The 12911-nt window shown below is 72.6% G+C and carries 14 protein-coding genes and 1 pseudogene; 8 read left to right on the forward strand and 7 right to left on the reverse strand.

Going from position 1 to position 12911, the window contains the following annotated elements:
• Positions 1-6 precede the first annotated feature (6 nt).
• From ACIBU0_RS32535 to ACIBU0_RS32550, 4 genes are all read left to right on the forward strand, one after another.
• On the forward strand, positions 7-984 hold the full coding sequence (locus tag ACIBU0_RS32535; protein ID WP_398825603.1) for an ABC transporter ATP-binding protein: 978 nt from the start codon (positions 7-9) through the stop codon (positions 982-984).
• A gap of 6 nt (positions 985-990) precedes the next feature.
• A complete protein-coding gene (locus ACIBU0_RS32540) occupies positions 991-2160 on the forward strand; it encodes an ABC transporter permease (protein WP_398825606.1) in 1170 nt (389 codons plus the stop codon).
• The gene (locus ACIBU0_RS32545) at positions 2157-3332 is read left to right on the forward strand and encodes an ABC transporter permease (RefSeq protein WP_398825609.1); all 1176 of its coding nucleotides are present in this window, start codon (positions 2157-2159) and stop codon (positions 3330-3332) included. Before ACIBU0_RS32540 ends, ACIBU0_RS32545 begins: the two co-directional genes overlap by 4 nt.
• A 124-nt stretch (positions 3333-3456) precedes the next feature.
• Positions 3457-3951: a hypothetical protein gene (locus tag ACIBU0_RS32550; protein WP_398825612.1), complete on the forward strand. Its 495-nt coding sequence runs from the start codon at positions 3457-3459 to the stop codon at positions 3949-3951.
• A gap of 35 nt (positions 3952-3986) precedes the next feature.
• On the opposite strand, the gene ACIBU0_RS32555 is transcribed toward ACIBU0_RS32550, so the two are convergent.
• From ACIBU0_RS32555 to ACIBU0_RS32565, 3 genes are read right to left on the reverse strand one after another with little or no spacing between them, the layout of a single operon-like run.
• Complete coding sequence (locus ACIBU0_RS32555) at positions 3987-6356, reverse strand: glycoside hydrolase family 65 protein (RefSeq protein WP_398825615.1); 2370 nt, start codon at positions 6354-6356, stop codon at positions 3987-3989.
• Positions 6353-7126, reverse strand: a complete 774-nt coding sequence (locus tag ACIBU0_RS32560) for an HAD family hydrolase (protein ID WP_398825618.1) — start codon at positions 7124-7126, stop codon at positions 6353-6355. Before ACIBU0_RS32560 ends, ACIBU0_RS32555 begins: the two co-directional genes overlap by 4 nt.
• Before the next feature lie 2 nt (positions 7127-7128).
• Positions 7129-8004 (reverse strand): universal stress protein, encoded by an 876-nt coding sequence (locus tag ACIBU0_RS32565; protein ID WP_398825621.1) that lies wholly within the window; start codon positions 8002-8004, stop codon positions 7129-7131.
• A gap of 304 nt (positions 8005-8308) precedes the next feature.
• On the opposite strand from ACIBU0_RS32565, the gene ACIBU0_RS32570 reads away from it, so the two are divergent.
• The 4 genes from ACIBU0_RS32570 to ACIBU0_RS32585 all read left to right on the forward strand — a co-directional run bounded on the left by ACIBU0_RS32570 (position 8309) and on the right by ACIBU0_RS32585 (position 10515).
• Positions 8309-8965, forward strand: coding sequence for a DUF4389 domain-containing protein (locus ACIBU0_RS32570; protein WP_398825624.1), 657 nt, complete (start codon positions 8309-8311; stop codon positions 8963-8965).
• Positions 8962-9339 carry a hypothetical protein gene (locus tag ACIBU0_RS32575; RefSeq protein ID WP_398825627.1) on the forward strand — a complete coding sequence of 126 codons (378 nt, stop codon included), beginning with the start codon at positions 8962-8964 and terminating at the stop codon, positions 9337-9339. Before ACIBU0_RS32570 ends, ACIBU0_RS32575 begins: the two co-directional genes overlap by 4 nt.
• A 110-nt stretch (positions 9340-9449) precedes the next feature.
• On the forward strand, positions 9450-9968 hold the full coding sequence (locus tag ACIBU0_RS32580) for a universal stress protein (protein ID WP_398825630.1): 519 nt from the start codon (positions 9450-9452) through the stop codon (positions 9966-9968).
• A gap of 37 nt (positions 9969-10005) precedes the next feature.
• Positions 10006-10515, forward strand: coding sequence for a flavodoxin domain-containing protein (locus tag ACIBU0_RS32585; protein WP_398825633.1), 510 nt, complete (start codon positions 10006-10008; stop codon positions 10513-10515).
• Between the two features lie 50 nt (positions 10516-10565).
• Here ACIBU0_RS32585 and ACIBU0_RS32590 read toward each other — a convergent pair whose 3' ends face one another.
• From ACIBU0_RS32590 to ACIBU0_RS32605, 4 genes and pseudogenes are all read right to left on the reverse strand, one after another.
• Entirely contained in the window at positions 10566-10781 is a 216-nt protein-coding gene (locus ACIBU0_RS32590; protein WP_398825946.1) for a hypothetical protein, read from the reverse strand.
• On the reverse strand, positions 10712-11161 hold the full coding sequence (locus tag ACIBU0_RS32595; protein ID WP_398825637.1) for an SDR family NAD(P)-dependent oxidoreductase: 450 nt from the start codon (positions 11159-11161) through the stop codon (positions 10712-10714). Before ACIBU0_RS32595 ends, ACIBU0_RS32590 begins: the two co-directional genes overlap by 70 nt.
• A gap of 70 nt (positions 11162-11231) precedes the next feature.
• Positions 11232-11975 (reverse strand): annotated as a pseudogene (locus tag ACIBU0_RS32600) (SDR family NAD(P)-dependent oxidoreductase); the annotation flags it as partial.
• A complete protein-coding gene (locus ACIBU0_RS32605; protein ID WP_398825640.1) occupies positions 11897-12832 on the reverse strand; it encodes a DUF1918 domain-containing protein in 936 nt (311 codons plus the stop codon). The gene ACIBU0_RS32605 and the pseudogene ACIBU0_RS32600, both read right to left, overlap by 79 nt.
• Between the last annotated feature and the right edge of the window lie 79 nt (positions 12833-12911).

The following is a 12911-nucleotide window of genomic DNA, read 5'->3' on the forward strand; positions in this document are numbered from 1 at the left end:
CGCCTGATGAACGGACCGGAGAGCATCCCTGAAACCCGGCAGAACGTGCTCGAATGCGCCCACCTCGTCCGCCGGTTCGGCGAGCGCACCGCCGTCGACGACGTCAGCCTCACCATCGCCCCGGGCGAGACCTACGGCCTGCTCGGCCCGAACGGCGCGGGCAAGACGACGACGATCAGGATGGTGTGCGGACTGCTGCGCCCCGACGGCGGGGCCGTGCACGTCGCGGGCCGCCCGGTGAACACCGCCGCCGGACCTGCCAAGCAGCTCATCGGTTTCGTCCCGCAGGACGTGGCGCTCTACCCGGACCTGAGCGTCCGCGAGAACCTCCGCTTCTTCGGCCGCCTCTACCGGCTGCCGCGCCGTCGGCTGGAGCGCCGCGTCGACGAGGTGCTGGACCTCATCGACCTCGGCTCCCGGGCCCGTGATCGCGTCGACTCCCTGTCGGGCGGCATGCGCCGGCGCCTCAACATCGGGGCCGGGCTGGTGCATTCGCCGACGCTGCTGGTGCTGGACGAGCCGACCGTCGGCGTCGACCCGCAGAGCCGGCACGCGATCCTGGAGAGCGTCACGCGGTTCGGCGAGGAGGGCATGGCCGTCCTCTACACCACGCACTACATGGAGGAGGCGGAGCGCCTGTGCGACCGGGTCGGCATCATCGACCGGGGCCGCCTGGTCGCCGAGGGCACGCCGCGTGAGCTGGTGGCCCTGGTGGCCGAGCGCGACCGGGTCCGCCTGACCGCCGTCGGCAGCCTCGCCGCCTACACGGACGCCTGCCGCCGCCTCGCCCGGGTCGAGGGCGCGGCACGCGGCGGCGACAACGGCGACGTGGTCGAACTGGTCGTCAAGGACGCCCGCAGTCTGCTGCCGGACCTCCTCGATCTGGCCCACGCCATGGACGTCGACATCCGCAGCGTGGAGATCGACGAACCCGACCTGGAGGCGGTGTTCCTCCACCTGACCGGCACCGCGCTGAGGGAGTGAGCCGCCGTGCGTGTCGTCCTCGCCATCGCGGCCAAGGATCTGCGCCAGCGGCTGCGCGACCGGTCGGCCTGGGTGCTGGTGTTCCTGGCACCCGTGCTGATCTCCGCCCTGATGGCTCTGGCGTTCAACAACAACGACGAGTTCCGCGCGAATCTGGGCGTCGTGGACCTGGACCGAGGTCCGGCCGCCGCCGGGCTCACCCAGGTCCTGAAGAGCCCGGAGCTCCAGGACACGGTCCACATGCGGTCGTACGACACCGAGGGCGCGGCACGCAGAGCCGTGGACGCGGGGGACGTGCACGCCGCGATCGTCGTGCCGAAGGGTTTCACCGAGTCGCTGCACGGCGGTGCCGCCGAGCCGGTCAGGGTTCTGGACAGCGTCGACTACGGCCTCCAGGCCCAGCTGGCCAAGGCGGTCACCGAGTCGTACGTGGCCCAGGTCAACGCCGACCGACTGTCGGTCGCCACGGCCGTCGCCGCGGGGGCCGCGCAGTCGGACATCCCCGAACTCGCCGCGAAGGCCGCCCTGTTGCGGCTGCCGGAGGAGGTGCGGGCGCAGGGGCTGCCCGACGACCCGCTGAAGGTGATCAGCTACTTCGGGCCGAGCATGGGCATGTTCTTCGTGCTGTTCACCGTGGGTTTCGGGGCGCGCAGCTACTTCGTCGAACAGCAGCAGGGCACCCTCGACCGCATCGCCGCGGCACCGGTCGGACGGGGCGCGCTGCTGATCGGCAAGTCGGTGTCGACGTTCGTCTACAGCCTGGCCGGACTCGCCACCGTGACGGTCGTGTCGTGGCTCGCCTTCGGCGCCCGCTGGGCCGACCCGCTCGGCGTCGCGGCGCTCAGCGTGGCAATGGCGGTGTGCACGGTGTGTCTGACCGCGCTGGTCATCTCGCTCGTGCGGACCGAACAGCAGGCGCAGGGGCTCGCCTCGATCGTCGTCTTCGCACTGGTCCTGCTCGGCGGCAACTTCGTCTTCGCCTCCGGCACCACACCGGCGATCCGCACGCTCGCCCTGTTCACGCCCAACGGCTGGGCCCTTCGCGGGTTCACGGATCTGGGCACCGGGGTGCGCGGCTGGGACGCCGTCGGTGCTCCGCTGCTCGGTATCGCCGTGTTCTCGGCGGCCGTGGCCGCGGTGACGGCACTGCTGCTGCGGCTGAGGAGGACGCCATGACCGCTCTTGCCGTGACCCGCGCCACCCTCGCGCGGGTGCTGCGCGACCGGACGGCGCTGTTCTTCATGGTGCTGCTCCCGGTCGCCATCATCGTCGTCATCGGCGTGACCGTCAGCGGCTTCGATCAGTTCCGCATCGGTCTCGTGCCGGCCGCCCAGCCGGGTCCGGTGGCCCGGGAGTTGACCTCGGACCTGAAGGACGCGCCCGGGCTGCGGGCCCGCACCTACGACACCGCGGCCGACGCCCGCACCGCGCTGCGCCGGGCCGAGCTGGACGCGGTCGTCGTGGTGCCGTCCGGGCTCGACGCGGACGTTCGAGCCGGGCGGCCTGTCACGGTACGGGTACTGGTGGAGCCCTCGGGCAGTGCCGGGCACTCGGCGGTGACCTCGGTGTCGGCCGTGGTGGCCGAGCATGCGGCGCGTATCCAGGCCGCCCGCTTCGCCGGTGAGGAGACCGGCGGCACGTTCGACGACACCCTGGCGCTCGCGCGCGGCGCCGAACGGGCCGCGTCGCCCATCGCCGTGCGCACCGAGACCGTCAACGGACAGAGCGACTACCTGCCGCTCGGCTACAGCTACAGCACGCCGACCATGCTGGTGCTGTTCGTGTTCATCAACGCCCTGGCGGGCGGCGCGGCCATCGTGCAGACACGCCGGACCGGGGTGTACGCCCGGGCGCTCGCGGCGCCGGTGTCCGCCCGCACCCTGGTGTCCGGCGAGACGGTCGCCTACCTGCTGCTGGCCGTCCTGCAGTCCCTGCTGATCGTCGGCATCGGAGCGCTGGTGTTCGACGTCTCCTGGGGCGATCCGCTCGCCGCCGGGGTCCTGGTGATGGTGTGGGCCTTGGTCGGCACGGGCGCCGGTGTGCTGGCCGGCGCGCTGTTCCGTACGCCGGAGCAGGTGCACGCGGTCGGCCCGGCGCTCGGCATCGGCCTGGGCATGCTGGGCGGCTGCATGTGGCCCCTGGCGCTCGTGCCCGACTGGCTGCGCACGGCCGGGCATGCGGTGCCGCAGGCCTGGGCCGTGGACGCGTGGACGACGTTGCTGTCCCGGGGCGGGGACCTGTCCGCGATCCTGCGCGAACTCACGGTCCTGGCCGCCTTCGCCGCCGCCCTCCTCGCCTTTGCCTCCCTGGCTCTGCGACACCGGGTGACGACCGACCCCGGGGCGTGAGGTACGCCTCGCCGTGCCGATCGGCCCGACCTCGGGCCGGTCGGCCCACGATCCCGGCAACTTCAGTGCGGTGTACTGGAGTTGAGGGACAAGTCGGTTCCTCCGTCAGGAGAGGAGTCAGGTCATGGCAACGGCACGTGCACTCAGTCGTGTCGCGATCGTAGGCGCGGTGGCGGCCCTCGGAGCGTCGGCGCCGGTGACCGCGAGCGGCGTCCGGGCGGACACCCCGGCCACCGTCACCACGGTGACCGACCAGGCTCGCAGCGGGAGCCCGGCAAGCGTGGTCGACCGGGTCGCCGACTTCTACGGCGCGTACATCGACGTCCTGTACGACTCCGGCCGGGGCCGACTGGCCGACTCGCTGCGCGGCCACTACCTGACCCCGAAGCTGCGCAGCAGCCTGGCCCGCTGGGAGGCCGCCCACCACAAGGACGGCGTCCTGCGCGCCAAGGGCGTGCCGATCTCCTGGCAGGTGGTCTACAACGACAGCGGCATGGGGCACTGCTGGACTCGCGTCACGCTCACTTGGCAGGATGCCGGGAAGCACGTCCACCGGACCCGGCTGATGGTCCAGTCCGACCTCGCGACGCGGCTGATCTCCGGCATCAAGCCCGCCTGACGACGGTCACGCAACGGCGACCGGGAAGGGGCGGTTCAGTCCGGAAGCTCCAGCCGGGCCGTCTCCCCCGGTTCCACGCTCACCGCGCGGTCCGGCAGCCGCACCTCGATCGGGGACGCGTCGGACGCCGGTACGGCGATGTCCAGCTTCCCGCGCTCCAGGTGCAGCCGCACCCCCCAGTGGCCCTGGTAGCGCAGGGCGAACCCGTACGAGGACAGCTCGGGCAGCGGCACGGGGTCGAGCCACAGGGCGCCGCCGCGGGTCTCCAGGCCGGTCAGTCCGCGCTGGACGAGGTCGAGGGTGCCGGCCATGGCGCCGAGGTGGATGCCCTCGCCGGTGGTGCCGCCCTGGACGTCGGCGATGTCGCCCTGAAGGGCCTCCTGGCAGAACTTCCACGCCTCGGCGCGTCGGCACCGGGCCAGCACCCAGCCGTGGACGAGGCCGCTGAGGGTGGAGCCGTGGCTGGTGCGGTGCAGGTAGTAGTCGACGGTGCGCTGCCAGATCTCCTCGTCCAGCCGCACCCCCAGCCGGCGGAAGAGTCCCTGGAGTTCGGCCGGCGAGAAGAGATAGCCGAGCATCAGCACGTCGGCCTGTTTGGAGGCCTGGTAGCGGTTGACGGTGTCGCCCTCCGCCTCCAGGATCCGGTCCAGGCGGCGGATGTCGCCGTACCGCCCGCGGTAGCCGTCCCAGTCGAGTTCGGCGAGTTCGCCGTAGCCCTCGAACTGGCTGATCACGTCGTCGTGGAACGGGACGTGCAGCGTGCGCGAGACGTCCTCCCACAGTTCGAGTTCGCCGCCGTCCAGCTCGGTGCGTTCGACGAGTTCGCGGCGGCGGGGCTGGGGCAGTGCGTCCAGGAGCTCCAGGGTGCGGGCGAGCACCCAGGCGGCGGTGACGTTGGTGTACGCGTTGTCGTCCAGGCCGGGCGCGTCGGCGCCCGGGTATGCCTCGTGGTACTCGTCGGGGCCGACGACGCCCTTGATGCGGTGCCGGCCCAGACTCTCGTCGTACTCCGCCCTGTCCGCCCAGAAGCGGGCGATCCGGAGCAGCATCTCGGCGCCCTTGGTGTGCAGGAACTCCATGTCGCCGCTCGCCTCGCAGTACTGCCACACGTTGTAGGCGATCGCCGAGCCGACGTGGTGCTGGAGGTGGGAGTGGTCGGGCAGCCAGCGTCCCGAGCGGGGGTTGAGGTGGAGCTGCTGGGTCTCCTCGCGTCCGTCGCTGCCGCTCTGCCAGGGGTACATCGCGCCCCGCCGGCCGGCTCGCCGCGCGGCCGTGGAGGCCTGTTCGAGGCGCCGGTGGCGGTAGCGCAGCAGGGCCCGGGAGACCTCGGGGAAGTGCAGGTTCAGATACGGCAGGACGAACAGTTCGTCCCAGAAGACATGGCCGCGGTAGGCCTCGCCGTGCAGCCCGCGGGCGGGCACGCCGACGTCCAGGTCGGCGGTGTGCGGGGAGAGGGTCTGCAGGACGTGGAAGAGGTGCAGCCGCAGGATGCGGCCCGAATCGCCCGGCACGTCGAGCTCGGCCCGGCGCCAGAGCTGGTCCCATGCGGTGAGGTGCGACTCGAGCAGCGCGTCGATGCCGGGGGCCCGGCCCACCCGGTCGACGGCGGCGTGCAGCGGGTCGCTGATGGCCGGGTCGCGGGAGGTGTGCAGGGCGATGGTCTTGTCGACGGTGACGGTGCGGCCGGGGACCAGGTCGAGGGTCAGCTGCTGGACGGCGTACGGCAGTTCGTGGCGGATCGTGGCGGACGCGTCGGCCGTGAGCCGGGACGCGATGCCGACGCGGATGTCGGAGGTGCGGGTACGGCAGCGCAGCCAGACCGTGTCGGGGTCGGCGGTGCCGGTCTGCACATGGGTGAGGTGGCGGCCGTCCAGATCCCGGTAGCGGGCCACTCCGGCGTTGGTGACGCCGCCGTCGAGGGCGGCCTCGACCTCCAGCTGCCCGGAGAATCCCTCGGCCGTGAACTCGGTGCGCAGGGCGGCCAGATGGGGATCGGCCATGTGCACCAGCCGCTGCTGACGCACCGTCAGCACCCGGTCGTCGCCGAGGTCGTACCGTGTCCGGCGCTCCAGCAGTCCCGCGGACAGGTGCAGCATCTGGCGGTGGTCGAGCACGGTCGTGTTGTCGGGGGTGAGCCAGTGCCCGTCGGGGAGGCGGAAGCGCAGCGGCAGCCAGTTCGGGACGTTGACCATGTCCTCGTTCTCGACCTGGCGGCCGGCCACCTCGGAGGTGAGCCGGTTGTAGATACCCGCCACATACGTCCCCGGGTAGTGGATCTCGTCGGCGGCGCACTCCGGCAGCGCCCCCCGGGTGGCGAAGTAGCCGTTGCCGAGGGTGCACAGCGATTCCCGCAGACGTTCGTCGGCGGGCCTGTAGCCCTCGTACTCCCAGCTCCAGCCGGTCACTTCGGCGCTCCTCCCGAGCAGAGTTCCGCAAGGTCGTGTACGACGATGTCGGCGCCGTGCCGCAGCAGCCGCGCCCCGGTGTCCGCGCCGGCGGCCCGGTCCACGCCGACCACGAGGGCGAAACCCCCGCGCCGGCCGGCCTCCACACCCGCCAGGGCGTCCTCGACGACGGCGGCACGGTCCGCGGGGGCGCCGAGCCGGCGGACCGCCTCCAGGAACAGATCGGGCTCCGGCTTGCCCGCGAGGCCCAGCCGGGCCGCCTCGCCGCCGTCCACGAGGACGTCGAACAGGTCCAGCACACCGGCCCGGCTCAGCAGCTCACCGGCGTGCCGGGACGCGGAGGCCGCCGCGCGGGGCACGCCGGCGTCGCGCAGTGCCCGGACCAGCCGTACGGTCCCCGGGTAGGCGTCGACGCCGTGCTCGCGCAGCCGCTCGGTGAAGAGGCGTTCCTTGTCCGCCGCCACCGAGCGCACCGTCTCGGCCGAGGCATCGATGCCGCGGGCGGCGAGGAAGGCCGCGGCTCCGTCCAGGCGGGACTTGCCGTCGACGTGCCGCAGATAGTCGTCCCGCTCGTCGAACGGGCGGCCCATGGCGGGGTCCGCGGGCGGATGGGCGCGCAGGAAGGCGTCGAAGGCCGTCTTCCAGGCGGCGGCGTGCACCCGGGCCGAGTCGGTGATCACTCCGTCGGTGTCGAAGACGACGGCGCGTACGTCCCGCAGGACCGGGGCGAGCACGGCGGGGGACGTCTCGGAGCTGACCGGCCGGCGCATGCTCACCCCTGCTCCGGGACGACGACCACCGGGCAGTCCGCGTGATGCAGCAACGTGTGCGCCACGCGGCCGAGCTGGAGGCCGCCGTGGTCGTGTCGCCGTCGGGCGCCGATGACCAACAGGTCCGCGGCGGCCGACCGGGCCGGCAGCACCTTGCGGGCGGGCCCCTCGACGGTGGCGCGGCGCACCCGGACGGACGGGTGGTCCGTCGCCGCGTCGTGCAGCGCGGCGTCGAGTTCCTCGGACGCCCGCTGTTGGTGATAGTGCGCCGGGCTCCCGCCCAGCAGGGGATGGTCGGCGCTCTCGTGCGCGGGCCGGCGCCACGCGCGTACGGCGTCCAGGGTGCATCCGCGCACGTCGGCCTCGCGGAACGCGAACCGCACGGCCTCCTCACCTCCACTCGACGGTTCTCCCACGCCCAGCAGGATCCGCTCATGGGTACCCGCGAGGCCCGCCTTGTCACCTCGGACCACGATGACGGGGCAGTGCGCTCGGCCGGCCACGGCCAGGGAGACCGAGCCCAGGAGCAGGCCGGCCAGCTCTCCGCGACCACGCGACCCGGTCACCAGGGCGAAGGCGTGGTGACCTTCCTCCAGCAGCGCGGAGACCGCGTCCTCGGGCACCACGTCGGCGGAGACCTTCACATCGGGAGCGCCGCGTACGGCGCGCTCCGTGGCGGTGCCCAGAATGCGTTCGGCCATCGCCTGCTCGGACGGATCCTCCTCGTCGGCCGGGACGGCACCTTCGTACCGTTCCCACAGGGAGGCGTACACCACGCGCAGGGGCAGTCCGTGGCGGGCCGCCTCGGCCACGGCCCAGTCGACCGCCTGGAGGCTGGGCTCCGATCCGTCGACGCCCACGACCAGGGGCAGCTCCATGGCACCCACCGCCTTTCGTCGGGCCGCAGCGGGGTGCGGCGCGGGGTCCCACTCCACGGTCGCACGCAGGGCGGGGCCGCAGCAGGGGTGAGTCGGCCCCGCGCCGGGACCGTTCGGCCCACGCCGGCAGTGAGGGCCGATCGGTCCGACCGCAGGCCCGAGCAGCCCCTGGGACGGGCCGCGCCGGACCGGGAGGGTGGAGGTGAGCCTGATCGGTGCGGCCGTGCTGGGCGCAAGCCTGGTGGCCTCGCCGACCACCAGCGCTACCGCACGTGATCACCACGCCCTTCGAAGGGATCGACCCATGGCTACCGAAGCACTGCGCCCGGCTCATCCCGCCCGGCTGACCGCGACGCTCGATCCGCACCTGTCGCGCTGGCTGTGGCTGGTGAAGTGGCTGCTCGCCCTGCCCCACTACGTCGTCCTCGCCTTCCTGTGGGTGGCGTTCGTCCTGGTGAGCGTGGTGGCGTTCTTCGCCGTGCTGTTCACCGGCCGCTATCCGCGCGCGCTGTTCGACTTCAACGCGGGTGTTCTGCGGTGGAGCTGGCGGGTGGCGTACTACGCGTACGGCGCCCTCGGCACCGACCGCTACCCGCCGTTCACGCTCGCCGACGTGCCCGACTACCCGGCCCACTGGGACGTGGCGTACCCCGAGGAGCTGTCCCGGGGGCTCGTCCTGGTGAAGTGGTGGCTGCTGGCCCTCCCGCACTACCTGGTGCTGGCGTTCCTCCTCGGCGGAATCCGGGTGGTGTGGGCCTCCGGCGGACTGATCGGGCTGCTCGCGCTGTTCGCGGGCGTCGCGCTGGCCTTCACCGGCCGCTATCCGCGCGGCATCTTCGATCTGATCATCGGGCTCAACCGCTGGGTCCTGCGCGTGGCGGCCTACGCGGCGCTGCTCACCGACGTGTACCCGCCGTTCCGGCTCGACATGGGCGGCGACGAACCGAAGGCGCTGTCGTGATCACCGCGCTGGTCTCGGCGTTCCTGTTCGCGCACGGACTGGTCCATCTGGCCGTGTGGCTGCCGCACGACGACACCGACCAGCCCTTCGACCCCCGGCACTCGTGGGCGCTGGCTTCGGCCGGGCTGCCGCGGGCCGGGGTCGTCGACAGGACGGCGATCGGTCTCGCATCGGTCACCGCGATGCTCTACGTCATCGCCGGCGCGGCCACCGCGGCACAGGGCAGCGGCTGGGCCGACGCCGCGGTGCTCGCGGCGACGGTCGGTCTGGTGCTGAAGTCCGTGTGGTTCAACGCCTGGCTGTCGCTCGGCGTACTGCTCGACATCGGCGTCATCGCCGCCGTGGCCCTGAGCTGGCCGGGCTCGCTGTACTGAGCCCGGCCGTCGACAAGGGACCGTTGGGCACGGCCCCCGAGACACTCGGCCCACGCATCGCCCGCCGGGGCGCGGCACGGTGGGAACACAGGCCGTCCGGGGAGGCAACCATGACCGAACGTACCGACGCCATCGTGGTCGGAGTCGACGGATCCGAGGCGTCCGTGTCCGCGCTGCGCTGGGCCGCTGAGCAGGCACGGAACCTCGGCACGTCGGTTCTGGCCGTACACGCCTGGGAGCGCGTCCCGGCGGCCGGGTACGCGCCCTACGCGCCGACAGCGGCCCGTCCGACGGCGGCGGATCAGCGAGAGCGGGCCGCCGAACTCCTCGCCTCGGCCGTGCGAGCGGCCATCGGGCCCCGCACCGGCCCCGACCTGCACGCCGTCGTGGAGGAAGGGCCGCCTGCCTGGGTGCTGCTGCGGCACGCCCGCGGAGCGCGGTTGCTGGCCCTGGGCCGCAGGGCCCACGCGCAGTGGGAGCTGCCTGCCATCGGCGCGGTGGGCCGCGAGTGCCTGCGGCACGCCACCGTTCCCGTGGTGACGGTGCCCGCCGGCGAACGGCATGCGACTGCCACCCCCGAGCTGCACTCTGTCGGAGCGTCTCGCGCAGTCCGCAGCGGAGCCGCATAGCAGTCCGAAGAGACCGAGCCGCTCCGAGGTGAGCGTCATGGATGTTCTGGTGGGATACGCGACCGCGCAGGGCTCCACCCGCGGGGTCGCCGAGCGACTGGCCGCCCGCCTGGGCCGGGCCGGTCTCAAGGCCGACGTGCGCCCCTTGGAGGCCGTCCACGACGCCGATGCCTACGGCGCGTTCGTCCTCGGCAGCGCCGTGCACAATCAGAACTGGCTCGGTCCGGCGAAGGAGTTCGTGAGCGAAAACCTCGATCTGCTGGTGTCGCGCCCCGTGTGGATCTACAGCGTCGGAATGCCGGGAGCGCTGCGGGGGCCGTGGAAGCGGCTGGGGCCGATGGAGGCCCCGGTGATCGTCCGGAGCCTGCCGGCCGGTCTGTCGTACCGGAGCCATGAGCTCTTCTCCGGCGTGATCCGCGCCTCCCAGCTGCCGCTCGGCGGACGGATCAGGTTCCGGCTGACGGGCGGCCGGTACGGCGACTTCCGTGACTGGGACGCCATCGACCGCTGGGCGGCCGGGATCGCCGCGGAGCTGCTGCGCGCTTGAGATTCCCGGCCGGGCGGCGTGGTGCCGTCAGGTATGGAGGGACGCACGCCTCAGGTGTGCACGGACGTACGGTGATCCGAAGTCCTGGGCCGGTGCGGGGCCCGGGGCGGCATGACCGGCTCGGTCGGCGGCCGGTGCGCGCGGCGGCTCTGCCTGCGCAGTGCCAGCGCGTCGAAGAGCGCGGCGAGGGCGAAGGTCACTCCCATCGCCGCGAACAGCAGGAGCGCGAACCGCTCCCAGAACTCCGGTGTGAGACTCGTGCCCACGGTCCTCTCCCCCTCGGGTCGGGTTTCGATCCCCCTCTGCTTCCAGCCAACTCCTTTACCGCCGAGGGCACATGAGCCATGCGGCCCGAACGCAGGGCTGGAGCGGCCCTTGCTCGCGGCCGTGGGAGGGGTTGTCCGGCTGTGAAGGAGTCGTCGAAGTCGGCCGTCATCGCGGTGCGCACCGCGCCGGGGTGGATCGAGCAGACACGGATCCGGTCCGGGGCCAGTTCCAGGGCCGCGGCCTTGGTCAGACCGCGCAGTCCCCACTTGCTCGCCCCGTACGCTCCGATGCCGGCGTATCCGGTGATGCCGGCGATCGAGGAGATGTTCACGATCACACCGCCGTCGTCGCGGCGAAGTGACGGTGCCGCCGTGCGCATGCCCAGCCAGGCACCCTGGAGGCTTGACGTCGATGACCCGCCGGAAGGATTCGAGGCTCTGTTCCTCGATGGTCCCCCACTCGATGACCCCGGCGTTGTTCACCAGCACCGACACGGGCCCGAGTTCCCGATCGGCCTGCGCCACCACCGCCTGCCAGCCGTCCTCGCTGCTGACGTCCAGGTGCGCGTACCGGGCCTGGCCACCGAGTTCCGCCGCCGGCTTCTCCCCTTCGCACCCGGTTGTCGAGACGTCCCATGATGTCCTCCTGACCCATGCGACGGCCGAGGATCGGTCAGGGAGGCGCGCATGATCTCGCCGAAATGACCTGCCTGCTTGTCGGAACCAGTTTCGATTGGCTGCCTTCCGCACGCATTCCGGCAGGCAGACACCCGCGTGGCGGAGAACCGGCGGCCGGGTGCGGGGCTCGGTCGTCGGTGGTGCATCGACGACGCGTCGATCCGGGTCTGCCGGCCCGGTTCTGGCCGTCGGCGCGGAAAGTGACGGTGCGTGCCTCGGCCTCCTGGACCGTCCGACGGCATGTTTCCGAGGCCATGAGGCGCGGAACGTCGCACGTGTCGACTGCCGTGCCGCGCCCGGGACGGAGGCCGCGGGCGGCAGGGCGACGGAGCGGTCGCGGCGTCCTGGGCCAGGGCGCCGTCCTCTCGTCGGACGACGTTCGTCGGCCGCACAGCGGCCTTCCTCGCCGAGGCGGCGGCACGCTGAGCCGGGGCTCCTCAGCGGCCCCGGGCCGCCTGCTCGTCGGCCGGAGTGATGCGGCGGCCCGTGAGGCGTGTGGGCCGGATCGACACCCACATGTCCCGTTCACCGCCTGCCCAGGGCGTGGTGTGGGCGCGCTGGGCGAGCCTGCGCATGGCATCGGGTTCCGTCACGGCGCTCGCGGGGCCGACGGCCAGCACGCTCCAGCCCTGGCTCATTGTCTCGTCCACGTGGTCGACCTCGAAGGCGACCTCCGTGCCGACGGCTGCCGCGGGCACGGTGCCGGGCGCGGTCCGGAACACGATCTCGTCATCGACGATCTCGTAGTTGACGGGGACGATCGCCGGGCGGCCATCGGGCGCCGACACCGCGATGCGCCCCACCCCGTGTGTGGACAGCTTGGCCCGGCATTCCTCGGGGCTGAGGTCCCGCAGCTGGGGGTGCAGCAGCGCGTGGCCCTGGCCGGGGGGCAGATCGATGCCTCCCCCGCGCAGAGTGGCGGCGGTGGTACCCAGCGCGTCGGCCAGCCGGACGAGCGTCGCCAGGGTCGGGTCGGCGGGCTGCTCCTCCAGGTACGTCAGGTAGTCCGGCGACATGCGGGCGCGGCTGGCCGTCTCCTCGCGACTGAGCCCCTGTCGGCGGCGTTCGGCCGCAAGGCGTCGGCCTATGTCGCCGGGATTGGGTGTCCTCGGCGGCGCCGCGGCCTCGCTCCGCGCCTCACCCGTGCCGGGACGGGCAGGCCCTTGGTGGGTGCTGGGTGGCTCGTGTTCGACGTGGTGGACGTGTGCGTCCGGACCGGGGAACACGAGCGTCACTTCGTCGGTGTCCGACCAGCGCACGTCGTAGGGAGGTGTCCCGTCCTCGTGGTGCAGTCCGACGATCTCGCCGTCGCGCCTGGTGGCGCCGGTGGCCGGGCTTTCGATGACGAGGTGGTCGCCGAGGTGAGCTCGCATGGTCGCCGCCCTCTCCTCACAATGGTGCTGTATCCAACGTGCCACGCGCGGCACACCGCCGCATGGGTCCACCGGCCCT

Source organism: Streptomyces sp. NPDC049627 (assembly GCF_044465645.1).
GTDB lineage: Bacteria > Actinomycetota > Actinomycetes > Streptomycetales > Streptomycetaceae > Streptomyces.

Coding starts and splice junctions, on each gene's coding strand:
- ACIBU0_RS32535 (WP_398825603.1), top strand. CDS start 7: ATGAACGGACCGGAGAGCATCCCTGAAACCCGGCAGAACGTGCTCGAA.
- ACIBU0_RS32545 (WP_398825609.1), top strand. CDS start 2,157: ATGACCGCTCTTGCCGTGACCCGCGCCACCCTCGCGCGGGTGCTGCGC.
- ACIBU0_RS32550 (WP_398825612.1), top strand. CDS start 3,457: ATGGCAACGGCACGTGCACTCAGTCGTGTCGCGATCGTAGGCGCGGTG.
- ACIBU0_RS32560 (WP_398825618.1), bottom strand. CDS start 7,126: ATGCGCCGGCCGGTCAGCTCCGAGACGTCCCCCGCCGTGCTCGCCCCG.
- ACIBU0_RS32565 (WP_398825621.1), bottom strand. CDS start 8,004: ATGGAGCTGCCCCTGGTCGTGGGCGTCGACGGATCGGAGCCCAGCCTC.
- ACIBU0_RS32570 (WP_398825624.1), top strand. CDS start 8,309: ATGGCTACCGAAGCACTGCGCCCGGCTCATCCCGCCCGGCTGACCGCG.
- ACIBU0_RS32580 (WP_398825630.1), top strand. CDS start 9,450: ATGACCGAACGTACCGACGCCATCGTGGTCGGAGTCGACGGATCCGAG.
- ACIBU0_RS32585 (WP_398825633.1), top strand. CDS start 10,006: ATGGATGTTCTGGTGGGATACGCGACCGCGCAGGGCTCCACCCGCGGG.
- ACIBU0_RS32595 (WP_398825637.1), bottom strand. CDS start 11,161: ATGCGCACGGCGGCACCGTCACTTCGCCGCGACGACGGCGGTGTGATC.
- ACIBU0_RS32605 (WP_398825640.1), bottom strand. CDS start 12,832: ATGCGAGCTCACCTCGGCGACCACCTCGTCATCGAAAGCCCGGCCACC.